Annotated in this window: 22 protein-coding genes, 1 tRNA gene and 3 pseudogenes; 15 read left to right on the top strand and 11 right to left on the bottom strand. The window is 44.4% G+C overall.

Annotation, left to right across the window (positions count from 1 at the left end):
- The first annotated feature begins 24 nt into the window (after positions 1-24).
- The 7 genes from rnpA to QUA80_RS14285 all read left to right on the top strand — a co-directional run bounded on the left by rnpA (position 25) and on the right by QUA80_RS14285 (position 5,410).
- The gene (gene rnpA / locus QUA80_RS14315) at positions 25-429 is read left to right on the top strand and encodes a ribonuclease P protein component (RefSeq protein WP_333425488.1); all 405 of its coding nucleotides are present in this window, start codon (positions 25-27) and stop codon (positions 427-429) included.
- The gene (locus QUA80_RS14310) at positions 401-793 is read left to right on the top strand and encodes a PH domain-containing protein (protein ID WP_333425486.1); all 393 of its coding nucleotides are present in this window, start codon (positions 401-403) and stop codon (positions 791-793) included. The genes rnpA and QUA80_RS14310 overlap by 29 nt, the downstream gene beginning before the upstream one ends.
- Before the next feature lie 204 nt (positions 794-997).
- Complete coding sequence (gene yidC, locus QUA80_RS14305; protein WP_333425484.1) at positions 998-2,146, top strand: membrane protein insertase YidC; 1,149 nt, start codon at positions 998-1,000, stop codon at positions 2,144-2,146.
- Positions 2,147-2,157: 11 nt separating this feature from the next.
- Positions 2,158-2,631, top strand: a complete 474-nt coding sequence (locus QUA80_RS14300) for a R3H domain-containing nucleic acid-binding protein (RefSeq protein WP_333425482.1) — start codon at positions 2,158-2,160, stop codon at positions 2,629-2,631.
- A 107-nt stretch (positions 2,632-2,738) separates the two neighbouring features.
- Positions 2,739-3,263, top strand: coding sequence for a YceD family protein (locus QUA80_RS14295; protein WP_333425480.1), 525 nt, complete (start codon positions 2,739-2,741; stop codon positions 3,261-3,263).
- A gap of 6 nt (positions 3,264-3,269) precedes the next feature.
- Positions 3,270-4,778 carry an AAA family ATPase gene (locus QUA80_RS14290; protein ID WP_333425478.1) on the top strand — a complete coding sequence of 503 codons (1,509 nt, stop codon included), beginning with the start codon at positions 3,270-3,272 and terminating at the stop codon, positions 4,776-4,778.
- A gap of 173 nt (positions 4,779-4,951) precedes the next feature.
- Positions 4,952-5,410 (top strand): SH3 domain-containing protein, encoded by a 459-nt coding sequence (locus QUA80_RS14285; RefSeq protein WP_333425476.1) that lies wholly within the window; start codon positions 4,952-4,954, stop codon positions 5,408-5,410.
- Between the two features lie 403 nt (positions 5,411-5,813).
- Here QUA80_RS14285 and QUA80_RS14280 read toward each other — a convergent pair whose 3' ends face one another.
- Positions 5,814-7,865 (bottom strand): alpha-amylase family glycosyl hydrolase, encoded by a 2,052-nt coding sequence (locus QUA80_RS14280; protein ID WP_333425474.1) that lies wholly within the window; start codon positions 7,863-7,865, stop codon positions 5,814-5,816.
- Positions 7,866-8,093: 228 nt separating this feature from the next.
- On the opposite strand from QUA80_RS14280, the gene QUA80_RS14275 reads away from it, so the two are divergent.
- On the top strand, positions 8,094-8,291 hold the full coding sequence (locus QUA80_RS14275; RefSeq protein ID WP_333425472.1) for a hypothetical protein: 198 nt from the start codon (positions 8,094-8,096) through the stop codon (positions 8,289-8,291).
- Between the two features lie 494 nt (positions 8,292-8,785).
- Positions 8,786-9,862 (top strand): acyltransferase family protein, encoded by a 1,077-nt coding sequence (locus QUA80_RS14270; protein ID WP_333425470.1) that lies wholly within the window; start codon positions 8,786-8,788, stop codon positions 9,860-9,862.
- An 85-nt stretch (positions 9,863-9,947) separates the two neighbouring features.
- Here QUA80_RS14270 and QUA80_RS14265 read toward each other — a convergent pair whose 3' ends face one another.
- The 4 genes from QUA80_RS14265 to QUA80_RS14250 form a co-directional block, all read right to left on the bottom strand.
- Positions 9,948-10,730 carry a class I SAM-dependent methyltransferase gene (locus tag QUA80_RS14265; RefSeq protein ID WP_333425469.1) on the bottom strand — a complete coding sequence of 261 codons (783 nt, stop codon included), beginning with the start codon at positions 10,728-10,730 and terminating at the stop codon, positions 9,948-9,950.
- A gap of 267 nt (positions 10,731-10,997) precedes the next feature.
- Positions 10,998-12,707: an ABC transporter ATP-binding protein/permease gene (locus QUA80_RS14260; RefSeq protein ID WP_333425467.1), complete on the bottom strand. Its 1,710-nt coding sequence runs from the start codon at positions 12,705-12,707 to the stop codon at positions 10,998-11,000.
- A 96-nt stretch (positions 12,708-12,803) separates the two neighbouring features.
- Positions 12,804-13,424 (bottom strand): acyltransferase, encoded by a 621-nt coding sequence (locus QUA80_RS14255; RefSeq protein ID WP_333425465.1) that lies wholly within the window; start codon positions 13,422-13,424, stop codon positions 12,804-12,806.
- A complete protein-coding gene (locus QUA80_RS14250; RefSeq protein WP_333425463.1) occupies positions 13,411-13,695 on the bottom strand; it encodes a hypothetical protein in 285 nt (94 codons plus the stop codon). The genes QUA80_RS14255 and QUA80_RS14250 overlap by 14 nt, the downstream gene beginning before the upstream one ends.
- A 184-nt stretch (positions 13,696-13,879) precedes the next feature.
- Between QUA80_RS14250 and QUA80_RS14245 the strand changes: the two are divergent.
- A pseudogene (locus QUA80_RS14245) lies at positions 13,880-14,616 on the top strand (IS5 family transposase).
- A gap of 35 nt (positions 14,617-14,651) precedes the next feature.
- On the opposite strand, the gene QUA80_RS14240 reads toward QUA80_RS14245, so the two are convergent.
- From QUA80_RS14240 to QUA80_RS14230, 3 genes are all read right to left on the bottom strand, one after another.
- A complete protein-coding gene (locus QUA80_RS14240) occupies positions 14,652-16,025 on the bottom strand; it encodes an MFS transporter (protein WP_333425461.1) in 1,374 nt (457 codons plus the stop codon).
- A 297-nt stretch (positions 16,026-16,322) separates the two neighbouring features.
- Entirely contained in the window at positions 16,323-16,466 is a 144-nt protein-coding gene (locus QUA80_RS14235) for a hypothetical protein (RefSeq protein ID WP_333425459.1), read from the bottom strand.
- 15 nt (positions 16,467-16,481) lie between these two features.
- The gene (locus tag QUA80_RS14230; RefSeq protein ID WP_333425457.1) at positions 16,482-16,739 is read right to left on the bottom strand and encodes a DUF4231 domain-containing protein; all 258 of its coding nucleotides are present in this window, start codon (positions 16,737-16,739) and stop codon (positions 16,482-16,484) included.
- A 695-nt stretch (positions 16,740-17,434) separates the two neighbouring features.
- On the opposite strand from QUA80_RS14230, the gene QUA80_RS14225 reads away from it, so the two are divergent.
- Complete coding sequence (locus tag QUA80_RS14225; RefSeq protein ID WP_333425455.1) at positions 17,435-17,611, top strand: hypothetical protein; 177 nt, start codon at positions 17,435-17,437, stop codon at positions 17,609-17,611.
- Between the two features lie 519 nt (positions 17,612-18,130).
- Complete coding sequence (locus QUA80_RS14220; RefSeq protein WP_333425453.1) at positions 18,131-19,570, top strand: peptidoglycan-binding protein; 1,440 nt, start codon at positions 18,131-18,133, stop codon at positions 19,568-19,570.
- Positions 19,571-19,885: 315 nt separating this feature from the next.
- Here the strand turns inward: QUA80_RS14220 and QUA80_RS14215 are convergent, their stop codons facing one another.
- Together QUA80_RS14215 and sigC are read right to left on the bottom strand one after the other, a co-directional pair.
- Positions 19,886-20,413 carry a transcriptional repressor gene (locus tag QUA80_RS14215; RefSeq protein ID WP_333425451.1) on the bottom strand — a complete coding sequence of 176 codons (528 nt, stop codon included), beginning with the start codon at positions 20,411-20,413 and terminating at the stop codon, positions 19,886-19,888.
- A 376-nt stretch (positions 20,414-20,789) separates the two neighbouring features.
- Entirely contained in the window at positions 20,790-22,055 is a 1,266-nt protein-coding gene (gene sigC / locus QUA80_RS14210) for an RNA polymerase sigma factor SigC (protein ID WP_333425449.1), read from the bottom strand.
- Positions 22,056-22,600: 545 nt separating this feature from the next.
- Between sigC and QUA80_RS14205 the strand changes: the two genes are divergently transcribed.
- Entirely contained in the window at positions 22,601-22,735 is a 135-nt protein-coding gene (locus tag QUA80_RS14205; protein ID WP_333425447.1) for a hypothetical protein, read from the top strand.
- Between the two features lie 212 nt (positions 22,736-22,947).
- Here the strand turns inward: QUA80_RS14205 and lipA are convergent.
- A pseudogene (gene lipA, locus QUA80_RS14200) lies at positions 22,948-23,820 on the bottom strand (lipoyl synthase); the annotation flags it as partial.
- A gap of 91 nt (positions 23,821-23,911) precedes the next feature.
- On the opposite strand from lipA, the gene QUA80_RS14195 reads away from it, so the two are divergent.
- Both QUA80_RS14195 and QUA80_RS14190 read left to right on the top strand, forming a co-directional pair.
- Positions 23,912-23,985, top strand: a tRNA-Pro gene (locus tag QUA80_RS14195).
- A gap of 389 nt (positions 23,986-24,374) precedes the next feature.
- Positions 24,375-24,766, top strand: a pseudogene (locus tag QUA80_RS14190) (IS1 family transposase); the annotation flags it as partial.
- Positions 24,767-25,011 lie beyond the last annotated feature (245 nt).

Below are 25,011 nucleotides of genomic sequence, written 5' to 3'. Positions count from 1 at the left end.
AGACCTCAACGATCGCCCTACGCCATGTTGCCCGAGACAAACCGACTCAAGCACCGAAAAGACTTCAGCGCCGTCTACCGCAAGGGAATGCGCCGCAACTCGGCTCATTTCAGCTTAAGAGCTCTGCGTAAACCCAAAAGCGTCGAATTAAGCAAACCGACAGCCGAGAAATCCTTGCAGCCCACTCGCACAGGCATTTCTATCAGCCTGAAGGTTAGCAAGCGCGCTGTAGTCCGCAACCGGATTAAGCGTCAGATTCGGGCAGCTTTGCGCCAGCTATTGCCCCGATTAAAATGCGGGTGGGATTTAGTAATAGTCGTGCGTCCGATCGCACAAGAGTGCAATTATGCAGAAATTCTGCAAGAATTAGAGCAGTTGTTGGTAGAAGCCGAGGTATTAAATGGGAATTCGAGAGGAAGTATATTATGAAGGCGGCCCGGCGCTGGGAGACTTGATCCTCAACTTACTCCTGGGGCTGACTGTGGTGGGAATCCCCCTCGCAGTAGGAGCAATTGTCCGGGCTCTGTGGCTGCGCTACCGGATCACGAGCCGCCGAGTGTCGGTAACTAGCGGTTGGATGGGGGGCGACCAGACAGACGTTATCTACTCAGATATAGTCAAAATAGTCACAGTACCTCGCGGTTTCGGGACTTACGGAGACATGGTGCTCACCATGAAAAATGGCAGCCGGTTGGAACTCAGAGCTATTCCGAAATTTCGAGCAATGTATGACTACATTAACGAAAAACTGCCGGCAGCAGCTCAACAAGCAAACGCTGCCAAAGCTAAATAACCGAACGGCTGTACCCTCAAATCAGGGTAAACTCAGTGCGAGTATTAGCCAGCTAATTACCACAAACCCGCAGACCGGGCGGTCGATCGACGGGCAATGTCCTAAGATAGAGACAAAACCCGAAAATTTGAGGCGGCTCGCGTTCAGCGGGTAAAAATAGTTCTCAACAGTAAACATAGAGCACCTAAATTAACGAACAAGCGAATGGATTTTGGTATCTCGTTTCTCTCCAACAACCTCATGCTCCCGATCCTAGATTTTTTCTACGGGATCGTGCCAAGCTACGGTTTAGCGATCGTAGCTCTGACGCTCGTGATTCGCTTTGCTCTTTATCCTCTCAATGCAGGCTCTCTTCGCAATATGCGGCGCATGAAAGTAGCGCAGCCGTTGATGAAAGAGCGCGTAGATCAAATTCAAAAACTCTATAAAGACAACCCTGCCAAACAGCAGGAGGAAATGAGCAAAGTATACAAAGAATTTGGCAATCCTCTAGCAGGATGCTTCCCGTTATTGCTGCAAATGCCAGTGCTGTTTGCACTGTTTGCAACGCTCCGGGGTTCGCCGTTTTCTGACATAAATTACAGCGTCAACGTTCAAGTTTTGCCGAAAGAACAAATCGAAACAGTTCAACCGCAAGCTTTTGCTACACCGCCACAAAATATTTACGTCACAGGTACTTTTCATGCTCCAGTTGTGGGCGTAATTCCAGGCGGCGACAAACTCGCAGTCGGCGACACAACCAAGATTAATTTTCAAACCCCAGAGGGCAAACCTCTCAAAGCCTTAGCGGCAGAAAATAAGAGCGAAATCGACTTTGAACCCCGCTGGAAAGTCATCAAAGGCGAAGAAATCGTCAAGGTAGATGAACAGGGCAACATCACGGCATTAGCGCCCGGTGAAGCTACAGTTCAAGGCACAATCCCCGGATTGGCTAGTAACAAAGGATTCCTGTTTATTGAAGCTCTAGGCCGCGTTGGCGCGATCGACTCAGACGGTACAATCCACTGGGATATTTTGGTGATGATCCTGGGCTTCGGCATCAGTTTGTATATCAACCAAACTCTTTCGGGACAAGCACAAGGACCAAACGACAACCCTCAACAGGCTACAGTCAACAAACTGACGCCAGTCATATTTTCAGGGATGTTTTTGTTCTTCCCCCTGCCCGCCGGCGTGTTGATGTATATGCTGATTGCTAACATCTTCCAGACAGTTCAGGCGTTTATTTTGTCGCGAGAACCGCTGCCCGAAAACCTCCAAAAAATAGTGGACGAAGCAGAGGCGAAAACCAAAAAAGAACAAGGATTAGATGCACTTCCCTTTGAGCCCAAGCGTTCTAAGAAAAAGGCTTGATTTTAACAACAATGAAAGATTCTCAAATGCAGCGCGGACAGCAATGGTTAGAAGAATTGCTAAAACTGTCCGCAATTCCTTCAAAAGTGGTATGCGAACAACAAGAAGATTGCTATTGGATGACAATAGATGAAAGCAATCTGACTCGAGAACAAGTAGCAATCTTAGTCGGGCCAAACGGTAATGTAATAGATGCCATTCAGTACCTCTGCAACACGGTTCAGAATATAGGTCAGGAAGTAGAGGTGTCAATTCCTTATACAGTTGAACTAAATGGCTATCGCATCCGCCGCCAAGAAGAATTGCGCTCTATGGCAGAGTACGCAGCAGATCAAGCGCGATCGACGGGAGTAGAAGTAGAAATAAAATCGCTGTCTTCGGCAGAACGCCGTCAAGTCCACAGCTTTTTGAGCGAATGTGAGGATATAGAAACTTACAGTCAAGGACAAGAACCAGATCGGCGTTTGGTAGTGCGGCTGCGCTGACAATAAAAAGAGAAAAAAGGAAAAAGGAAAAAGCGAAAGATTAGCTATTCCTTTTGACTTTTGACTTGTGCGTTGAGACAAACATAATAAAACGGCCAGAGATTATTATGGAGACAATTTATATCCCTCATCTCCTCACAAAAACAGAGCGGAAAGAGGTCATTGATTTTGAAGAATTTATCCCCGATTTAGAAACTCTGACTCCGGTGCGCGGGCGACTGCAAGTGACTCACCAAGGGAATTATCTTGAAGTGAAGGCGAAAGCAGAAACAATTGTTACTCTCACCTGCCACAGATGCTTGAAACAATACAATCACCGTTTGGCACTCAACTCATCTGAACTAATCTGGCTAGAAGAAACAGCAAATCAGACAGATTCAAGTTCAGCAGAAATAGAAGTTGCTTTAGAAGATTTGGTGGAAAATTTGTCCCCAAGCGGCTATTTTTCTCCGGGCGATTGGGTGTACGAGCACATGTGTTTGGAACTGCCGCACAAACAGCTATGCGATGCTAAATGTCCGGGAATAAGTTTAAATCATGCAGAAAAGACAGAAAGCTCAAAAGCTGCATCGGACAGTCGCTGGGCCTCTCTGGCAGCACTTAAACGGCAATTGCCTTCGTCGGTTGACTAATAACTAATGACTATTTTTAGCGACGAGTTTGAACTGCTGCTGCGATCGCGCTACCCCCTAATTTACATTCCCACACGGGAGGAAGAGCGCGTAGAAGCGGCGATCGCCCAATGCGCGAAAAAACAGGGTTCTCGCGCCGTCTACATCTGGGATTTTGTTGAAGGCTACCAAGGCAATCCCAACGATGCCGGTTTTGGCAAGCGCAACCCGCTGCAAGCTTTGGAATTTCTCGAAAAATTACCCGCAACCGCGCCGGCAATTTTTATTCTGCGCGACTTTCAGCGGTTTTTGGAAGATGTCTCGATTTCCCGCAAGCTGCGCAATTTGGCGAGACTCCTCAAATCTGTACCCAAAAATATTGTCATCGTATCTCCTCTAATTTCGATCCCGGAAGACCTCAGCGAAGTGATGACTGTTTTGGAGTTTCCCCTGCCTGCGGCGGCGGAAATCAAAATTGAGGTAGAAAGGCTGTTAGGGGCTACCGGACAAGCCATAGAAGGGCGTTTGCTGGACGAAATGGTGCGCTCGTGTCAAGGGTTGTCGATCGAACGAATCCGCAGAGTTTTGGCAAAGGCGATCGCCACCAGAGGCGAACTCCATCCCGACGACGCGGAACTGATTTTAGAAGAAAAGCGCCAAACAATTCGCCAAACTCAAATTCTGGATTTTTACCCAGCCCGCGAAAATATCTCCGATATCGGCGGTTTGGACAATCTCAAAGAATGGCTGCTGCGGCGCGGCGGTGCTTTTACCGAACGAGCCCGCCAATACGGTTTGCCGCATCCCAGAGGTTTGTTGTTAGTGGGAATTCAAGGAACCGGAAAATCCTTAACAGCAAAGGCGATCGCCCACCACTGGCATTTGCCTTTACTGCGTTTGGATGTCGGGCGCTTGTTTGCCGGCTTAGTCGGAGAATCGGAATCCCGCACCAGGCAAATGATTCAGCTAGCCGAAGCTTTGGCCCCCTGCGTGCTGTGGATAGACGAGATTGACAAAGCTTTTGGGGGATTGGACGGTAAAGGCGATTCCGGAACAACCAGCCGGGTGTTCGGGACTTTTATTACTTGGTTGGCAGAAAAAACTTCCCCGGTGTTTGTAGTCGCAACAGCCAACAACATCCAGTCTTTGCCGCCAGAAATGCTCAGAAAAGGCAGGTTTGACGAAATATTTTTTGTCGGTTTGCCCAGCCAGGAGGAACGGCGGGCGATTTTTGAGGTACATTTGTTGCGGTTGCGATCGCACAGTATCAAAAATTACGATGTAGAACGCTTAGCTTACGAAACTCCCGATTTTTCAGGGGCCGAAATCGAGCAAACTTTGATTGAAGCCATGCACATTGGATTTAGCCAAAATCGAGACTTTACCACAGATGATATTTTAGAATCAGCTAGTCAGATGGTGCCTTTAGCCAGAACGGCTCAAGAACAAATTCAGTTTCTCCAAGATTGGGCCGCTGCTGGGAAAGCTCGCCTTGCTTCTAGATACGGCAGTTTGAGCCGCCGGATTCAAGGTTAAGCTTTTGAAGTCAGCATTCAAGTTAGTAGCCAGTTGTCAGTTGACAGTTATCAGATTTTACTCAACATTCAGCAGTCAACACTCAACAGTCAACCTTCTGCCCTCTGCCTTCTGCCTTCTGCCTTCTGCCCTCTTCCTTCTTCCTTCTTCCTTCTTCCTTCATTTGCGGTTTTATGAACAGTGTATATAGCGTTTTCAAATTTTTAGTGGGTTTTCTGCTAGCGATCGTCCTGATGGCAGGTGCTAGCGTGGCCGCTGCACTTTACTTTGCCGCTAAGCTAACTACTGCGCCTGAAAAACCCGTGTTTTCCAACGACAAAACACCAACTCAGGTTGCAGGCACTGCGCCGAAGTCAACAGCCCAGGCTAGTGCTGTTTCTACATCTAGCGATGCCTCATCTCCCAAACCGCTGGAACCGGGAGCTTACCGCGCGATGGTGACTCAGCCGATCGGCTTAATTCTCCGGGATACTGGTAGCCGAGACTCGAACCGCATTGGCGGTGTTGGTTACAAAGAAAGAGTCGTAGTTTTGGAAGAGTCGCCCGACAAAGAGTGGCAGCGAATTCGCATTGAGGATGGCAACCGCGAAGGTTGGGTAAAAGGCGGCAATACTGAAAAAGTTGAGGAATAATAGATGGACAAAGAGGGAGATAACGAAAGGGGGAGATGGGGAGACCAAAGGAAACCCAGTTAAATTCAACAGTTAAATTCATGCGTATATCCGTGTCCAAATCCGTGTCCAGCCCTTCTTCCTTTTTCCCTCTTCCTTCCCGTTTCCATTCTTTATATATTACAGGACTTACGCAGGCACAGTACATATTAACTTTGCCCCCGCCTTGTTAATGGCTTTTTTTATTTCTTTTACCTTGTGAATACTATAGTTTTCGATCGATACACAAGCACCTTTCCAGAGTTTTGGTACGATTTTTATGTTGATAAAAGCCTCGAATGTAATTCCATCTATTCCGCTTTAATTCCCGTTACCTTGCCCGATCTCGTCGCACAAAGATGACAAAACAACTGCGGGTTCTGCACTATATGCGTACTTGCGTAAGTCCTGTTTCATCCCGACAGAGTTGCCCTAAAACAAAAGTGAATGCAGGAAGTCGAATTTGTATGCCACCTTCGACAACATGAAATTCTCCACCAGACGTAGCAATCAGCAGATCGACTCCGCAGAACTCACCATAGCAATTCTCGATCTTTAAAGCTTTCTCAAATACTGGTTTGGCTCCTAGGTTCATAGCCACAAAGAGCGGCAGAGCAAAAGCAGGATCGTGAATGAGTACACACCAAAGACCGTTATTCCTAGAGCATAATAAAGTGCGGACTCCATTCTGAATGAGTCTGTTTTGAAATCTAATTTCGGCCAACTCTCGAATCAGTACAAAGGTTGGGTGGGTTTGGTTGTAGGGAGCCAAAGATTTTCGGTTAATCGGACCAAACTGCCCAACACATGCAGGGTTATTAAACATATCTTCCCGCACGTAGCAATCATGGCCAATCCACTCTCCTGTATCCTCTCGTTGATACTTCCCTAGTGCCCCACAAAACTCCTGCTCCGTTCCTTGATAGATAGAAGGTATTTGAGGCCCTAGAATCAAGCAAGCTAGAGCAAAGCGGAGACGGACTAGAACATCATCTTGGTGTGCTATACGACTCGAAAACTCATGAAATATTCTAGTTGTGTCTTGGTTATCTAAGAACATAATATTGTTTTTCCAACCAGCATAATATGCCTGTGATGGAGCAAGAAAACCACAAAAATAATCTGCTAGACCCCCTAACCAATTTCCATCACCAAGAGAGTGCTTGATGTTATAATACGTTGGGTAGTCTATCAGATTAGAAAATTTCGCACCATTGTATGCTGTTAATTCTTTGTGAGTACTTCCAGCGTGTTCGGCTATCTGAAGAAACTGCTTTTTGCCCAGGTAGGTAGTGTACCTTGATATCTCTTCAACGCAAGGCTTCCAGAAGTCCAGACCAACGTGACGTGCCGAATCGTATCGAAAGCCATCAATGTCCGTTTCCGCAATCCAATACTTGAGGTGCTCGATCAGCAGAGTTTGAACATAGCTTGTCTCTGTTCGCCAATCTTCCAGGAAGCCAAATAGTCTTTGATTCACCATATCGGTGTATTCAGGACCGTGGAAAAGTGCAGTGTTCTGTACTTCTATTGGAAAGGGCATCACTGCGGTGTCATCGCTTTGCAAGTATTTGAACTCTCCTCCGGTCGGACCACCATACTGCTCCCACTGAATACTATCTGCGATGTGATTGTTGACGACATCTAAAATCACAGCGATGTCAGCTTGATGAGCTTTAGCAACAAGCTCTCGCAGACACATGAGTGTACCCAGACGCGGATCGACCATCAACAGGTGGATGGGATGATAGCCGTGGTAGCCGTCAGCAGCGTTGACATACACAGGGCTAAGGATAATTGCTCTTATTCCCAATGACTGCAAGTATTCTATTTTCTCGATCGCGCCGCGAATTGTTCCACCATGACTGGCATATGGACAACAGGGATCGTAATTGACTGCACCTAGACCAGTGCCATTGAATGCCGAACTCCGAGCAAATCTATCGATGATTATGGAGTAAAACAGACGTGTATTCCAATCTTGCGGGCTGGCTGTCATTTCAATTTGCGGTGTTGGTCCATACACGGGCTGATTGTTCACAAATCCCAGAAACCCTGATTGGAGCTCAGCCATTGACCGAGGTGCTTCATCACATACAATAACAAAACGCGATCGCACACTTGTATGCTCCGTACCGAAAATATCGACATAACCCAGTCTGTATCGATATCCTCCCCCGCTACTTATAGGTGGTAGGTTGACCGAAAAAATTTTGAAGCCATTTTCTACAATGCCTTCAGTAGATGTCGTAATTCGACCTGAATCACAATATCCTTGTCCATCATTTAACTCATAAGCTATTTGTCCACAATGTGGATGATTAGATAAGGCGACACCAAATTTGATGCGAATTTTTTCGTCACTCCTAAACACCCAGGTCCATGGTGCAGTACCTGGTTCCAGATGTACTTCACAGTATTCCTCAAAGTAGCGCATACGGTGGCTTGAAAAATAATTTCAAATATGATATCAGCTTAATAAGTGAAAAAAATAAAATAAGCTACCGAAAAAGATGCCCGTAACTTATTCCCAAGATTTGCCCCGCCGGATATGTAGATGCCTGGAAAGCTCGCGAAGGTTCACAGCGTCAACTAGCAGTAGGCTTTAAGGTCTACTTGAGCTTTGTAAGGGTGAGTGCTGCGCCGTTTTCAGCAGACCGGACAGATGGAATCACTGCCACGCGGGGCGACTGTGCAACCTCAGATTTCTGAGAAACAGTTGGATGTGGTACGGTCTTTAGTAGCAGAGCAACCCGATGCGCTCCTCTTTGAGCTATGTGAGCGCTATCAGCAGCAGACAGGGGTTGTGGTGAGCGTAACTACCATGCACGCCCTTTCGGCGACGCTTAAAAGTGCGTTATAAAAAAACGCTAGATGCTAGGCAGCAGGAGACCTCACGAGTCCGATCGATGCGACAGACTATTCTTTGTTGGGGATGTCGGGTGTACTCACGGAATTTGGTATTTGTCGATGAGTCTGGGGTCAATCTCGGTCTGACCCGTTTGTATCGTTGAGCTATCAGTGGGGAGTGACCCACAGCATTAAACGCAACAAGGGACAGAATGTTTCGCTGCTGGGCGGGCTCAGTTCAGAAGGATTGATGGCGATGGTGACATCTTCGGTAATGTCGAGACCCCCGTGTTCGTTACCTGTGTTGCATAGATTCTAGCGCCACAATTGTCGTCGGGGGCGATCGTAGTTATAGATAACCTCAAAGTAGATGATGCTATCTGTATGCAAGCTGCGATCTTTTGCGGTAGGAGCCCGAACCGAATTGCTCGCATTCACTAAATCGTGTCACCTAGTAACATGACTAATTAAACCAGGCATTTTTGTAATTAGCAACTTGGATTAGAGATGAATAAATATAATTCGGAAAAAATTTATGGTTTTGATTATCTTAGAGCTATTTGCTGTATGCTAGTTGTTGCTATACATGCAGGTATACCAAACTTCTTGTTAAGCTATAAGAGCCTGTATAATTTTATTGCTTATAACATATGTGATTTGGCTGTTCCTATCTTTTTTCAATTATCTTTTATTTTGTTCTTTGTCAGCAGAGAAAAACAGCAATATTACTTCTTTAAAAAAAGATGTTTTAAGCTTATAAAGCTTTATTTGTTCTGGGGATTAATTTTTCACCTATATTTATTAATTATTAATGAAATTTCTGTCAATCAGTTAATTGATTTAACTGATATGAGAAAACTTATAGTTTTTATTATTACCGACGGCTATTCTAACCCATTTTATTTTTTCTTTTCTTTACTCTTGTTAACCACTTTCGCTGAATTATTTGCCTTTTATATTGAAAAAACTCAAATAAACAATGAACTAATATGTTATTCTGCTTTAATATTTTTTTGTATAATTGTTTTTCTTTTGCCTTTAAGTGTCATATTTTTTGGCAAGGAATTTGCTATTCTAGCGCAACACTTCAATCCTCTAAACTTTGTACCTTATGTTTTTTCCTCATTTCTCATAAAAAATGAAATATCTAAAACTCAACTAAATAGTTTTTCTTATTTTAACAAAAAAAACTTATCGATATTAATATTATTTATTGTCTTTGCTATTATTGAATGGAAATATTTAGACTATCCGTTACTATGGAATGGCTTTAGAGAAGATTTTTTACCAACTGATTCTGAGGATGCTCTACCAGTTTACTCTAGACTATCTTTAGTTTTTGGTGCTTGGTCGATCGCTTTAATTTCACTAAAAGTTACATCTGAACCGCATTTTATAGTCAAATTATTTTCTGATTTATCATTAGGGGTATATTGCCTACATAGTTTTTTCGTAATATTGCTTTTGAGAATATTTCCATCTCCAGGTTATGCTCTGGTTTTAATATTCTTTATTACGCTTTTATTGAGTGCTATATTGACGAAATTTTTAAAGATGTTCAAAATTTTTAAAGATATTGTATGACGCGCCACGGCTTTCCTTGTAAAGCTAGCAAAAGATGTGGTAGACCTAAGCTGACGGGTTGTCACCCCGTCAGTCCGACATTAAATCATAAAGGTTTGCGTAGTACATATAGCCCTGCATTACGAAACTTTTCTCCTTGCCATGTACCAGATGCCACAGGGGGAATGAATGTGTCGCATAATATTGTGTGACGACACATAAAACCACAGTCGATCAATCGGCAATTCTCGATTGCATAGCTGATGGCATCACGAACTTGGGGGTTGGCGGCATCGTCGATCAAAATGTACCCACCGCGCCCAATATAAGGTATTGTTAGCATAATATCCATCAGGGCACCATCGTACATATGGTCTCCATCAATTAAAATTAAGTCGAAAAGCCCTGACAGTCTGGCCGCTTCAATCATTGCCTCCGGCGAATTCTTACTCTCAATGTATGTGAATTTTTCACCCAAGTAATCGCGCATTTCTCGATCCAGCTTAAAGTGAGGATCTATGCAAACGCCACGAAAATTGTCCAATCCCAAGGCGCGAATCGCCCCCAACACGATCATGGCTGAGCCACCAGCATCAGTTCCTATTTCCAAATAGCGTTTGGGTCCGAGACCGTAGACAAAAGACCAGAGAAAAAGTCGCTGAGCCAGTGGCATTAGTGAGGGCGATTGCTCAACCACAAATAGCTCTTCAGGAATTGTCCACTTTGTGGTGGATTCGACTTGATGCACAATTTGTGGGGCTTTGGCTAAAATATTAGATTGTGTTGGTAATTCTGCGGTAGGGGCTACGCTAATAAATTCTTGCTCTACCGTATTTATCAAATACTGCTTCATCTTTTCATCATATGTTTTACTATCTTCGGTAGTCATTCGATTCTCCTGCCTGTAATTATGTTGAAATTTCGTGAATGCTGTAGTTATTTATCGTCGTCAATAATACCACAGTGATGCTTGCCCTGCCACCAATGCAGAAGTTCACTAAATTGATTCTCAATAATTTGGACTAACCCCCCAAATTATTGAGAAGGGCTTTATAATTTTTTTTGCTGAAAGGCAGACTAGACAAATGTTTGCGCCTATTTGGATATGACCTGAATCCTTACGATATTTGCTTGAAGCGGACAAGTTTCTATTTTTTCAAACCTCCTTTGTAGTTTTTATATCAACCATAAACTCAGATTTGGGTACATCTGAGGAAAGAGCGACAACGATTTGATGATATTTTTTGAGAGTAGGACGATGACCAACACTGATAAAGGTTGTTCCTATCTCTAACAGAAGACGATAAAGATTTTCTTCATTGTTGACATCTAAAGCACTCGTTGACTCATCTAAAATCGCATATTTTGGTTTCGCAATCAGTATCCGAGCAAAAGCCAGCCTTTGTTGTTCTCCTAAAGAAAGAACATCACTCCAATCTTTCTCTACTCCCAAACCTCCAAATCGTTCTGCTAGATCCGACAGATTTACCTTGTGAAGGATTTGATGGATTTCTTCATCATTGAGATTAACTTTGGCATTAGGATAAATTAACTGCTCCCGCAGCGTTCCTAAAATCATGTAGGGACGCTGCGGTAAAAATAGCATTTCTTCTAATTTAGGACGAAAAATTACACCTGTCCCTGAATTCCACAAACCAGCTAACGCACGCAACAGAGAACTTTTTCCACAACCGCTTTCTCCCATAATTAATAATCCTTGACCTAGTTGCAGTTCTACAGAGAGGTTTGTAAATAAAGTTTTTTGATAATTGGGAGTCTGCAAAGTTAGATTTTTAACGGCCAAACGCCTCTGTTTTACTATATCAATTATCCCAGCATTAGCTACTTTTTTTATTGGTTGTTTTAGATATTCATGAAAAATGTATAAGCGATTAATCGAAGCACAAAATTTAGTATATTTATCAAACTGATACATAATCACATTGACAGAAAAAGCGACATTGCCAAATGCGCCTGCAGCTTCCATCACTTTTCCTACTTCTATCTCACCTGCCAAAGTCTGTTGTGCCAAAATTATCCCTGGTATTATCCAGGGTAGATAACTAAACTGAAATTTAAATATGTTTAAATATACCTCTGACCATAATATTAATCGCTTAAAATTATTAAATACCTCCTGAAATCTAAGTTTAACTTTGTTGTTTTCGTGAGAGATGCCGTTATAAAAGGCAATAGACTCGGCATTTTCTCGAATGCGGATTAAACTAAAGCGAAAATTTGCTTCTTTTTTCAGTTGCTCAGAATTTAATTTAGTTAATTGTCTACCGTAGAAACCAATAGTTAACAGGTAGGCTAATGTTGAATAAATTACTAGAGCAATAACTAGGTTTTTGGAAATAGACCAGAGAATGCTACTAAAAGCAATTACAATAAAGATAGATTCAATAATACTTACCAAAGATAAAATAGATTGCTGGCAAAAACTGGCAATATCTTCAGCTATACGCTGGTCTGGGTTATCAATCTCTTGGTTAGAGGTACTAAGCTCATAAAAAGCACGATTACTAAAATATTGATTGAGGAAGTGATGGGTCAACCACCGTCGCCAGTAGATGGCTATTGTTTGTTGCATATAACCATAACCAGAATTGACAAAACTAAAGATGATTATACCCCCTAATGCAACTAGTACAGTTCGCCAGAATCGATCGCTATCATGGGCAGAAAGGGCAGAAATCCACTCTCCCTGTTGAGCATTTAAAAACACCTTGACTAGGGTGCTAGCAAGCAATAAGACTCCGAGAAGCACAAGTAAACCTAGAGCACCTTCTTTTTCATTACCTAACCAATAAAGTTTAGCAATCGCCCAAAACCGCTTGACTACTTTGAAGTTGAATCTATGCATTTGTAGAGTTGATGTTTCTAGTTCTGAAGTCTTTTATGAATCAAGCGTTCGCTTGTAGTTTTTATAATTATACCTTTATGTTGTTCCCCAATACTTTTATATTGATTCGACCAACCAGGTAATATTTGTCCGCGCCACCCTGGCAGGAATGCCGATCGCAAGTGTGTTAGGTGGGATGTTTTTGGTAACAATGGATCGAGGGCCAATGACCACATCAGAACCGATGGTTACACCCTTTAACACCATCACTTCGCGTGTAAGCCAAACATGATCGCCAATCTCGATACTCTCGTCAGGGTTGATGCGATCGCCTTCGGCATTCAAAATCGAATGGCTATCTGTTGTACGTATATCAGTACGATCGGCTATCACACACCTCTCACCAATTCCGATTCGTTTTTCTCCATGTGCAGCGAGACGCACATCACTCGAAATCTGTGTTCGACTGCCGATCGCAATTTCATTCCCATTCCCGAACATTTCGATAAAGCCATCGATATCACAATTTTTTCCGATTGAAAGTACATTGTCGTTACCGTGAATGACAATTTGCAGGTTGTAGAGCTTTGTCCCACTTGCGATCGCAACGCGATTATTAGTTCCTTTAATATCGATTCGTTGATTAACGCCCACTTTGTCAGACCAGTGATGCTTAGCTTGCCGCCAATGCAGAAGTTCACTAAACCTCGTATTCATGGTTGCATCAATCTCCTTCATTCCACATTGTCAAAGATGTATGATTGCCATTAGCAGCACAATCGTTTTCAATCTCTAGGCTATTACCGCTGCCTTTAATCACAACATCATAATTAGATATCCTTGTTTGTTCCGAAATCTCCAGACGATTATCCACTCCCTTAACTAATATTCTTGTATTTAATAGATGTCCTGTGCAGTCGAAGACAGATTGTTGGGCAACTTCAATTTTGTTCGACCAGTGATGGTAATTTTTCAGGCGATTTAGAAAAAATTGAAATTTTGCATTCATCCTCAATTCTCACATTTTATATGGCTGGTTGACCTACTTAGAGGCTGTTTGAAAAGGGGGGTAGGGGATAAAAAAGCTTTCAGGATATAAGCTGTAGATACTTAAGTCACAACAACCTGAAAGCACAATGAGTAAAGTATACTCCAGTAACTTGACACAATGGCAATGAAAACTAATCCAACCAATGATTCCAGCCGCCAAACCTGGCAGTCGAAACCGAGAGGTAGAGGTATGGTCGGTGCTAAACGCCATTTTCTATGTCTTGACACAAGGCTGCACATGGAGAAACTTACCAGGAGATTTTCCAGCATGTCAGATGGTATATATACCTATTTTCGGAACTAGCGCCAAGATGGAACATGGGTGACAATTCATGAGCGATTACGGGACTGGGTCAGGAGTGAGCAACAGCGGAAAGCAGATCCGAGCGAAGCCATCATCGACAGTCAAAGCGTCAAAACAGCAGCAATGGTCAATCAATCAGTTGGATATGATGCGTTCAAGCAAATTAAAGGACGTAAACGCTTTGTGACCGTTGATACACTGGGATTAGTACTCTCGGTATTTGTGACCGCAGCTAGTAAGACGGAACGAGACGGCGGCAAAGTTGTTCTTCAACGGCTCAAACAGAAGGGAAAGCGAATTGCCAGATTACATACAATTTGGGTTGATGGTGGTTTTACTGGTGACTCATTCATGATGTGGGTAATGGATATTTGTCGCTGGGTTGTTCAAGTAGTTTTACGACCACAAGAGCGGAAAGGATTTGTGCTACTCCCGAAACGCTGGGTCGTAGAACGTACTTTTGGATGACGATCTTGGTGTCGGCGGTTGAGTCGAGCTCACGAAGGTTTACCAGAGACTTCGGAAGGTTGGATTTATATTCCGATGATCCGGATCGTGGTTCGTCGTCTAGCCTAATTTTATACTCCTCACCCACCTTTTCCAACAGCCTCTTATACTCTTTCTTGTTCATTACGAAACTTATCGATTGCCTCCTGCTCTACCAATGAGCTATCAATAATTATCAATTCCTCAGTTTTTTCTATACCAGCAAAGTAATTGTACAAACTGATTGATGTAATTAAAACGAACAGCCCTTGTACAATCATCAAAAAACCAATTCCACGCCCTTCGCCCGTTTCAACTAATCTGCCAACAGTATTAGCCAGTACCCCATCAGCAGATAGCATAGGTTCCAAAATGCGATCGACTAATGGGCTGGCACTGAGATTACCGAAAGCAAAGCCTAAGCCTGTCACTGTGTTGAATAATGAGAGAACACGTCCGAGAACCTTTGGGTTAACGGTATTTTGCCAAATTGCACCGTTAGTGCTTAGAACAATAGGCAAGGTAAAAAACGACAGAAAAATACCAAAGGTTATGGTAGGGATCAAGGGTTTTATGCCAGCAATTACCAAACCTATGCCATTTAATGCCGAAAACAAAAACAGAGGAGAGACAGCTTTTGTTCCTCCTCCCCAAATACTCATAATGATGCTGCCAGCAATCATTCCACACCCAGCAATTGACATCACGCTCCCAAATGTCGTAGCAGAAGAAAAGGATAATATCAGCGGATTAATTAAGACGGTAGTCATTCCATTAATAAAAAAATAAATTGTCATGAATGCCAGCAGGATCAGCAAAAAAGAACGAGATGAAATATTTTCCCAGCCGTAAATCATATCGTTGATGATATTACTTTCATTATCTGGTGTGGTATTAGTTTCAGGCTGAGGAATCTGAATAAAGAGTAGCGTCAACAATCCAACGACATAGGTAGAAAAATCAATCAGCAGCAAGCCTTGAAGTTGTAAAGTGGCAATGAGTACACCAGCAATGATTGGTGCTGCAAGTTGTCCTACTGCTGTGCTGAACTGAATTAAGCCATTGGCTCTCCCAATCTGCTCCCTGGGGACCATCATGGGTAAAGCAGCGGCCTTAGCAGTCAATTGAAAAGAACCGCACACTGATGTCAAAAATGCAGTCACATAGGTATGCCAGAGTTGTAGATTATCAGTTAGTAGCAGTAAGGCGAGTCCTAGTGTGACAAAAGCCGCAGCCAGGTCACTCAAAACAATTATCCATTTTCGATTCCACCTGTCTACCAATGCGCCAACAAAGGGAGTGATTACTACACCTGGTAATGTTGTAAAAAATATAACTAGGCTTACTTGTGTAACGTTGTGACTGTTCTGATAAACCCAGATACTTAAGCCAAATCCTGTCAGGCGAGTTCCGATTTCAGACACAGACTGCCCAAGCCAGAAGAGAGCAAAATTACGGAATTCAATAATTAGTTCAATCGGTTGCTTTACAGATTGCATGATTTTAGTTTAATAAGATGAAAAGCTTTTTTAAGCTACTGAGGATGCTCTCAGGCCTCACTCTGTTCCATTGGTGAAAAATCTGCTTCCAGAGTTATGACCGCACCTTTTGGTACACCCTCCTTTACCAAACGTTCCTGCCAAAATGCTACTAACTCTGTGAGTTCACCATAAAGCACAGGGCGATCGCCCTTTGTGAGAGCCTCTGCATCTTTGGCAGAACGGATTGTGCAGCAATTACTTGTCTTGTCTTTCTATTATACGATCTAGCTGCGTAACAGCTTATTGTCAGCTTCGTTAACTCTGCTCTTGCTTTGACTCAGTAGATTGAGCTGCCTCTGTATTCTGCTCCTTTAACCGTGTCTCATCTGGTTTTTGGATTTGTTTGAGATGAATCTCATTCACCTGATTGATAAAGTTTTCTATTGCCATTTTTGCCATTTGTTGATGTTGGGTTTAGTCGGCTACATCATAGCAACAATAAGCCGGAGTCACTCCCAAGATAAATTTCTCCTGTTCCGCTTCTAACCATTCCACAGTCGTGTTAGCAGAAACCCAATTCTCCTGAAAAGGAAAGGAGGTAACTATACTGGCGACTATCGAGGCGACAGCAGGACAAATTACGGGCAGCCACTTGAGTAGTGCTTGACCTGGTTCCAATTTGTCTACCAATACTAAAATTGGTGTGACTCCCGATAAAATAACGGTTGCCAATTGGAAAGTATAGTAAATATTTATCGAAGTCTCTCTAGTCTTTTTCTAGTCGCCAATCAACTCCTGGCAATATCGTAAAGCCTTTGCTCTCACCGGGCGATCGGATTGTTATCCGAAGAATTATTCGGGTTCAACACATAAGTATATAATTCAGCTTTTCTTCGGAACTCTAACTGATTAACAAGATTCCTAGAGTTCTGAGCTAATTGTCTCTTGGTCAGGAACAGAAAAATAAAACTAGAGAGAAAAATAGATCCTCAGATCAAGATAAGTTGATTGTCTGGAAAAACTCTGGTAAGGATGGATGCACCAACAAAAGCAGCTAGGGATAAATACTCAATAATTTTCAGGAAAGATCGCATTTGTGGACTTGATGAGACTGTATTGGAAATCTCGGTCTGGTTTTTAGGCGTAGAAGTAGTCATTGCTTTGTAGTAAGTTTGGCGATCGGATACAACTTTAGCATATAGGGGTTGGTACTCCACGCCTACCTAAACAGCTAGGGTAAACGAGGAGGACTGAACAGTCTAAGCGTTATCTAGTGTCTTTGCGTAAGTCCTGTATTAAGAAACTTATCTAAATTTTAAGCTTAGTTGCAAAACTGAAGGGATTGTCACTCTACAAAGAGCGAGAGTGCTAACTTTGATGACAAGATGTCAGTTTTTTAGATTCAAAGTTATCTAGGATAAGAAAATATGTACGGCAAACGTCCAGATAGAGATTTGGCGACTGCTGCTGTGACTGCGGCTTTGGGAGCTGGGGTTGTCACTTCTTTTGCAGTCAGCCGAGGGCAAAATCCACTTTTGGCATTAGGAATTACGGTTTTTGCAGCGGGAGTAGCTTTAATTTGCGATCGGTTCGGCTTAATTTAAGCGATGTCGATTTTTTAATACAAAGTCAACTTATCAAAAAATCCCCGTTTTATTTGCAAGTAGCAAGGGTGGGGATTTTTATTGGCTCGTTTTTCGGTCAATCGGCGGTACTTTCCGAGACGCACTCGCAACATGAAGAAACCGCGTTTACGAACAAAAAACCTGCGCTTTCAGGCTCTTTCCCAGACAGCAAATTAAGGTAATGACAACCTGGGCGCCAGTCTTGTGGTAATTTCAGCGGCAGCCAGATAAAATATTAGCCAGCACTACCCCAGAACTTCTCGTCTTTTGACCTCAAAGGCTAAGACTATGCCTGCAAACTTTTTTCCTAACACTCGCGTCTCTGTAAACCGCGATGCTATCTTAGTTGTTACCTGTAATTATTGTTGAAGGTAAATTTTTTCAAAAACGGGTGCTTCGCGCAAACAGGTAAAACTTAGCCTTAATAAATCCTTAGCAACCCACAGCTCAGCTTGAGTTTGCTCTTACACCCCACCCACAATTTCACAGTAAAAAGTTATGGAATCCCTCGCCTACCTAGAACTGGCTCTTGTTTGCGAAGCACCCGCAGAGTCGAAAATTTTTGATGAGCCCAAGCGGCAAAACCTATCCAGTCAGACTTATCTCCGTTTGCTGTCTCTGGCTTTGATGCTGTCGGTTTTGAGTGCAGCCGGTGCGGCTTTGGCTCAAATAGATCCGGTTTATCCCGATGTGCGAGCGGTTCAAGACAGGTTGCGGGAGCTCGGCTATTTTCCCAGATATTCCACCGGTCAACTCGGCCCGGTTACTAGACAAGCTCTGACTAATTTTCAGCGAGACTATCAACTGTCGCTCAGTGGCAGGCCCGATCGAGCTACTGTGAGCGCACTCAACAGTTTTGCCGGGGATGACGATCGACCTTTTAAAACTATTTATACCAATTATCGGGAACTGGGTTTTGGAGACAGGGGTGCAGATGTTTCGGCTCTCCAGCGCAGGTTGAAGCAGCTAGGCTATTTTAGCGCGCATCCCACAGGGAGTTTTCGCGAACTTACTCAAAATGCGGTTAGATACTTCCAGCGAATTAATCGACTGCGGGTGACTGGAGTTGCCGACAGGCAAACTTTAGCTTTGCTGTTTGGTTCCACCCGGCCGGTTCCCCCCGTTACCCTTCCGGGGGATATTTCGGGAAATGGCGGTTGCAAGGGGCTGCGGTTCGGGGACAGAGGGGCGACTGTAGACTTGATCCAGCGGCAGTTAAAAGCTTTGGGCTATTTTGAAGGCAACATTGACGGCAAGTTTCGCGAACGCACTCTCTACGCTGTGACTCGTTTTCAGCAAGATTACAATTTGGTTTCTGACGGCTGCGCTGACACGGCTACTTTGACTGCTATCGATTTCCAGATGAGGCAAGCTGAAATTAGCTCATGGGCTGAGGAAGATGACCCACAGAGTAATGACGAAGATTTTCTGGAGTTGGGCGATAGAGGCCGACAAGTGGAATTTGTGCAGCGGCGGCTGCAAGAATTGGGTTATTACAGGAGCCAGATTCACGGTTGGTTCGATCGACCAACTCAGGCAGCTTTGATCCGCTTTCAAAGGGATAGCGGGCTGTTCGGGACTGGAAGGGTCGATCGCAGCACTCGCTCGGCTTTGCGGCAAGGCCACAGGCAGGCCGCAGCGCCTGTGCGGCAAATCGCTGCAGGTCTGCGACGGGGCGATACTGGGTCTGCTGTCCGACAGCTTCAGTCTGGGCTCAGAAGTCTGGGCAAAAACCCCGGCCCGGTAAACGGAGTATTTGGAGCCGAGACCGAGTTTGCGGTGCTGTCGTTTCAGCAAGAACGCAATTTGTCACCGGCGACGGGTATTGCCACTCCGGCGACTTTGGCTGCGCTCCAAAACGGATTACCTCGGCGGGTAGCTGTTCCTGCTGTTCCTATTAGCAGCAGGTTCAACTCTCGATCGAGCATTCAGCAATGACAAAGGCGGCTGCAAGACCTGGGCTTTTACACAGACCCCATCGGCTGAGTTTTTGATGCTTAGACCAGAGACGCCCTCGCTCGATCGAGGGCTCTGTTAGGGGGTCAGCAGCGACTATTTGTTGAGCCAAAATCTTTAGCAGCGGACTTGCGGACGCTGCTGCATCAATCGGGTTTCTGGTTTCCGACTGATTCTTGAAATGATGTATTTTCCTGAAGAAACCCGGTTTCGGCGTAACGGCGAATCGCACTTGCGCCTAAGAGCTTTGTTAAAAATGGTAACAAACTGTACTTGAAATGCGAAAATAGTGTACTTTCACTCGACTGAATCCTGGGCGCTGGTGCCGTGCTGGGCGATCGACCTCGGACAAGACCAATTGCTGGAAACCAAAGACGGCCATCCCATCCGCAAAGCTTCGTGGCACACCGTATGAATGGTTAGCTGGCAGTCTAGCAGGTGCAACCCAGACTTTTCAGCTTGCTTCATGCCAATTTTTAAAATTGAATCGTTGTTAAATTCGATCGTTCTGTTGCACTGAACGCAGACTAGGTGGTGGTGGTGATGCGGGTAAGGCTGGTTTATTTCATAGTGTTTGTGACCTTCTGCTAGTTCGAGTTCGCGGAGCAGGCTCATCCTTGCCATTAACTTTAAAGTTCGGTAAATGGTGGACAAGCTAATGTTTTCTCCGCGATTTTTTAACAAAGTGTACAAATCCTCGGCACTCAGGTGATTGCCTTTGGGGAGGTTCTGAAAAACGTGCAAGATGGTTTCCCGTTGGGGAGTCATCCGCCAGCCTTTGTCATTGAGTTCGGATTTGAATGAGGACGCGGTGTAAAGTGCCATAGTGACCCTCTCAAGAAAGTCTGCCTATTGACAATCATACACAAAGATCGAGATATTTTGCAAATATCGGAGCTTATTGAAAAAAGCTTGAAGAAAAAATTTGGTTTTTGATATTTTTTGACCTTGCCCAAAAACGCATACTTGCTTTCCGACGGGAGTGGCTAGCAGAGCACAATTCAAACTCCCAGACTTATCTGTGGAGTAAATCTAAAATCTAAAATTGACTAACTTTTAAGCAGTTTTATGCCTTGTGGCAGAGGACAGAGAAGTTATGTAGAAGTAAATAGTGTTACTTCTGCCGAATGCCTCCTGCCTCCTGCCTTCTGCACAAGTGCCGAATGCCTCGCTGTGCGATCGATCGGGCCCAAGGGCAAATTTAAGTCAGAGACTCCAAATAGTCGCGCACGCGGTTGCGGCGCTTGGGTTGGCGGAGTTTTTGCAAGGCTTTGGCTTCTATTTGGCGGACTCGCTCGCGGGACAAGTCGAGAGCGCGACCAATTTCTGCCAGCGAGTAGGGGTGCCCGTCGCCCAAACCAAAGCGCATCAGAATTACATCTCGCTCGCGGCTGGTCAAATCTGCCAGCAGTTGCTGCAAGTCACGGTGCAGAGCTTCTCGCATCAGCATTTCTTCTGGGGAGATGCTGTCGGTTTCGAGCAAGTCGCCCAACTCTGTATCTTTTTCGTTGCCTACTTTAGTTTCCAGAGAAACAGAGCGGGGGACTCGCAGCAAAACTTCTCGGACTTGGGGTGGGGTCATGTCCAACTCGACAGCGATATCTTCGATCGTCGCTGTCCGACCTTTTTCTTGAGAAATTTTGCGCTGGGCTTTTTTGATTTTGTTAAGTTTTTCGGTGATGTGGACGGGGAGGCGAATGGTGCGGCTTTGAGTGGCTATAGCCCGCGTAATTCCCTGCCGAATCCACCAGTAGGCATAGGTGCTAAACCGATAGCCCCGCGTCGGATCAAACTTTTCTACAGCTCGCTCCAGTCCGAGAGTCCCTTCTTGTATTAAATCGAGCAATTCTAAACCGCGATTTTGATATTTTTTCGCCACCGAAACCACCAGGCGCAGGTTCGCCTTAATCATGTGGTCTTTCGCTTCGACGCCTTCAGCTTGAATTCTTTCGATGGTCTCGACCGTCATCTCTGCTAACTCTGCCCACTGGCGCTTGCCTTCGGCCATAATTTGCTTGAGTTCTGGCACGTCGCCGACGCCGGCGGTTAATGCCCAGCGTTCCAGGGAAGGTTTGTGTCCCAACTGTGCTGCCAAGTGATCGCGCACCTCAATTAAATGCACGAAGCGCTGTATCAGCCCTTCTTCCTGGGAAGCGGTGGTTTTGCGCAATTCGAGCAATTTGATGTAGCGCTGAACTTTTTGAGCTTCGGAGACTTCTTCGTCTCGACCTAACAGACGAACCCGACCTATTTCTTGGAGGTACAGGCGCACTAAATCTGTAGTGCGGCGGCTGGCATTTTTTTGCAATTTTGCTGCTGGGTCTGCATCCTCTGTCTCTGCTGGGTCTTGGTCGAGCAGTTCATCTCCAACTTCTTCAGCATCTTCATCCAACACATCATCTTGCAAGGGAATGACTCGCAGTTGTTCGTCGAATTCAGCTTCAGCGTAAAAAGAGGTGGCTGGCATAGTGATTTTCTCAGTTGCTCCGGGTGAAAAGATGCTACGCTTAGCGGTTATTTATAATTATGATGCCCAGTTTGTTAAGACGAAGCATCACCGCTTTGTGTTTCTTTACTAACTTTCCTGACTTTTCTGCTGTTGTTCGATCGAACTTTTGCTGCCCCACTTGTTTTACCAAGATTCTGGAAAATGCTAAGAACTTTCTGATGTAACAGATTGAGGGCCTGGAAAGTGTGTTGTACTTCTTTGTTTATGTAGCTAGTATAGATAGTGACTCGCTAGAAACAAGTGACGTTCGTCAGAAGTTAAGTTAATCTTCATCACCGATAAGCTGGTTCCCGATCACTTTTGAAAATTAGCGATTTTTTTAATAAAACTTTATATAACTCGGCGCTCTTGATTAAAGATAGCGCAGCGAGTGCGAAAGTTTAATCCCTGAAAAAATATGATATTCAGAGTTTGTGGCGATTTTTGTAATAAAACGTTATGTAACTCGGCGCTCTTGATTAAAGATAGCGCAGCGAGCGCTGAAGTTCAATGTCTTACAAAATATGACATTCAAATTTGGTACAGTCGGCAGTACCGAGTTAGCAACTTACGCAAAAACCGGGTTTCTCGACAAAACTTCTGGATTAAAACCTAGAAGTTTGAGGAAGAAACCCGGTTTCTGGATGTCTTTTCGGTAAGTCGCGACTTTGAGGGGGCGATCGACCGATAATAGTTTTGCTGTTGGCTGCTGCTTCCCCCGGCTAGCTCATCCAAGATAGCAAAGAGCGGAAACAGGGTTTTTGGCACTGGGCCTGTATAGAAACCCCAGGTTTTTCCTCACTGTTACCGGGTTAAGCGGGTTTTAGTGAGAATGGTGCGATCGGGCGCGAGTCAACTCAAATTAAAATTGCTAGCGTGGGTATAGTTTCATCAGTTCCCTCACTTGTTCGGCGTGATAGGAACTGCGAGTTAAGGGAGAAGCAACCACTTGCAAGAACCCCAAAGATTCGCCAAACTTTCTCCAAGCATCAAACTGTTCTGGAGGCACAAAGTTTTCTACGTTCAAGTGCTTTTGAGTCGGTTGCAGGTACTGTCCAACTGTTAAAATATCGCAGCCGACAGCCCGTAAGTCCTGCATCGCCTCCCGAATTTCGGCGTCTGTTTCTCCGAGCCCCACCATGATGCCGGATTTGGTGTAAACCCCAGGTGCGAGTTCGCGGCTTCGCTGCAACAATTCCAGGGTGCGATCGTACTTTCCTTGCGGTCGCACCTTGCGGTAAAGTCGCTTTACGGTTTCGGTATTGTGGTTGAGTACCTCTGGTCGGGCTGCGAGAATAATTTCTAAAGCTTGCCAGTTGCCGCACAAGTCGGGAATCAAAACTTCTATAGTTGTATCGGGCATCGCCGATCGCACCGCTTGAATGCACTCGACAAACTGAGACGCGCCCCCATCCGGCAAATCGTCTCGGTTGACAGAGGTAATCACCACGTGGTTGAGTTTGAGCCGCTGCACTGCTTCCGCCAATCTTTGGGGTTCTGTGGGATCTAAAGGTTGGGGCTTTTTCTCAAAATCGATGTCGCAGTAAGGACAGGCGCGGGTACAAGCCGGACCCATAATCAAAAATGTCGCAGTACCTGCGTTGAAGCATTCGCCGATGTTCGGACACGACGCCTCTTCGCAAACCGTATTGAGGGCTAAATCCCGTAAAATTTCTTTGACGTTGCCGACGCGCTCCCACTGGGGGGCTTTAACTCGCAACCACTGGGGCTTAACTGTCACGCCTGTCTCCGCCTGAGTAGTGTTTTACAAATTATATACGAGCTTGCTCAATTTTGACTTGAATGTGATATCATAAAAAAATAGTGACTAAATTCGGGATGTAGCGCAGCTTGGTAGCGCACCTCGTTCGGGACGAGGGGGTCGCAGGTTCAAATCCTGTCATCCCGATTGACTTTAACTCTTCACGGGTAACGAGTTTCGGATTTATTACCCTCTAGAACATTCCACTTTCCGCTCATCTTTCGCTCAGTCCGACTCTTCTAAGTGGCTGAGTATGTCCAACAGTGTTTGGGTAGTCATAAATATGTAGTGATAGCAGGTATTTGTTAGCTTGTATATCGGCAGACTTGAACTTGATGGGTCATAATCTGGCCATTTTTAGTTAAGGAAAACTTATAGCAGTTATTAAATATTTTTAGATAAGTAGGTATCCAAAAATGGTATTTCTTAAGGGGAAATAAAGCCACAAAATTTGCGTGAATTTAGGAAATATGGAAGATTTATTAAACTTTTTAGAAGGGAAACCTTGTTGTTCCTACTGCCAAGGATAAAAAACCATAAAGAATGGTAGTACCATAATAAAAAACAAAAATTTAAGTGCAAACAATGTGGCAAACAGTTTGTCGCTCACCCTACTAAAAAATATATTTCTGAACAGACTAAAATTTTAATAAATCAACTTTTACTTGAAAAAATATCGCTGGCTGGGATTGCTCGTTCAGTAGGAGTTTCCCCCAGTTGGCTGCAAAAATATGTAAATAATAAATATGCTCAAACTCCTCGCCAAGTAAAGGTTTCTCCGAAAACTAAAGGGAAATTAGCCATTGAGTGTGATCAATTGTGGTCATTTGTGGAAAACAAAGATAACGAGCAATCGGTCTGGCTTGCCATAGATAGGAAAACGAGAGAAATTGTCGGGGTATATATTGGTGACCGAACTCCCCAAGCGGCACAAAAACCCACATTCCGCACCCCCAACTGGCACATAGGCAGATGGAGGGGATAAAAGTGAATCATCCGAGATAATAAGTAACCACACAAAATTAATTACATAAAGACTCCTTGCTAGGCAAGGGTTTCAGTAGAAATATTGTGTAATTAATTCTGCACACCTACTTAGTGAGTAAAAACACCCAAAAATCTGTGCAACGCTCGCATCACTCAGTTAGGAATTCCTAAAAATTGACATGAGGG

It is taken from the genome of Microcoleus sp. F4-D5, assembly GCF_036704885.1.
Taxonomy (GTDB): Bacteria; Cyanobacteriota; Cyanobacteriia; order Cyanobacteriales; family Microcoleaceae; genus Microcoleus.
Note: the sequence above shows the minus strand (reverse complement) of the source record. Positions and strands in the feature narration are given on the sequence as shown.

Bases quoted from the DNA above. Each gene is read 5' to 3' on its own strand.
- rnpA (WP_333425488.1), top strand. From the start codon at position 25: ATGTTGCCCGAGACAAACCGACTCAAGCACCGAAAAGACTTCAGCGCC.
- QUA80_RS14310 (WP_333425486.1), top strand. From the start codon at position 401: ATGGGAATTCGAGAGGAAGTATATTATGAAGGCGGCCCGGCGCTGGGA.
- yidC (WP_333425484.1), top strand. From the start codon at position 998: ATGGATTTTGGTATCTCGTTTCTCTCCAACAACCTCATGCTCCCGATC.
- QUA80_RS14300 (WP_333425482.1), top strand. From the start codon at position 2,158: ATGAAAGATTCTCAAATGCAGCGCGGACAGCAATGGTTAGAAGAATTG.
- QUA80_RS14295 (WP_333425480.1), top strand. From the start codon at position 2,739: ATGGAGACAATTTATATCCCTCATCTCCTCACAAAAACAGAGCGGAAA.
- QUA80_RS14290 (WP_333425478.1), top strand. From the start codon at position 3,270: ATGACTATTTTTAGCGACGAGTTTGAACTGCTGCTGCGATCGCGCTAC.
- QUA80_RS14285 (WP_333425476.1), top strand. From the start codon at position 4,952: ATGAACAGTGTATATAGCGTTTTCAAATTTTTAGTGGGTTTTCTGCTA.
- QUA80_RS14280 (WP_333425474.1), bottom strand. From the start codon at position 7,865: ATGCGCTACTTTGAGGAATACTGTGAAGTACATCTGGAACCAGGTACT.
- QUA80_RS14275 (WP_333425472.1), top strand. From the start codon at position 8,094: ATGGAATCACTGCCACGCGGGGCGACTGTGCAACCTCAGATTTCTGAG.
- QUA80_RS14270 (WP_333425470.1), top strand. From the start codon at position 8,786: ATGAATAAATATAATTCGGAAAAAATTTATGGTTTTGATTATCTTAGA.
- QUA80_RS14265 (WP_333425469.1), bottom strand. From the start codon at position 10,730: ATGACTACCGAAGATAGTAAAACATATGATGAAAAGATGAAGCAGTAT.
- QUA80_RS14260 (WP_333425467.1), bottom strand. From the start codon at position 12,707: ATGCATAGATTCAACTTCAAAGTAGTCAAGCGGTTTTGGGCGATTGCT.
- QUA80_RS14255 (WP_333425465.1), bottom strand. From the start codon at position 13,424: ATGAAGGAGATTGATGCAACCATGAATACGAGGTTTAGTGAACTTCTG.
- QUA80_RS14250 (WP_333425463.1), bottom strand. From the start codon at position 13,695: ATGAATGCAAAATTTCAATTTTTTCTAAATCGCCTGAAAAATTACCAT.
- QUA80_RS14240 (WP_333425461.1), bottom strand. From the start codon at position 16,025: ATGCAATCTGTAAAGCAACCGATTGAACTAATTATTGAATTCCGTAAT.
- QUA80_RS14235 (WP_333425459.1), bottom strand. From the start codon at position 16,466: ATGGCAAAAATGGCAATAGAAAACTTTATCAATCAGGTGAATGAGATT.
- QUA80_RS14225 (WP_333425455.1), top strand. From the start codon at position 17,435: ATGTACGGCAAACGTCCAGATAGAGATTTGGCGACTGCTGCTGTGACT.
- QUA80_RS14220 (WP_333425453.1), top strand. From the start codon at position 18,131: ATGGAATCCCTCGCCTACCTAGAACTGGCTCTTGTTTGCGAAGCACCC.
- QUA80_RS14215 (WP_333425451.1), bottom strand. From the start codon at position 20,413: ATGGCACTTTACACCGCGTCCTCATTCAAATCCGAACTCAATGACAAA.
- sigC (WP_333425449.1), bottom strand. From the start codon at position 22,055: ATGCCAGCCACCTCTTTTTACGCTGAAGCTGAATTCGACGAACAACTG.
- QUA80_RS14205 (WP_333425447.1), top strand. From the start codon at position 22,601: ATGACATTCAAATTTGGTACAGTCGGCAGTACCGAGTTAGCAACTTAC.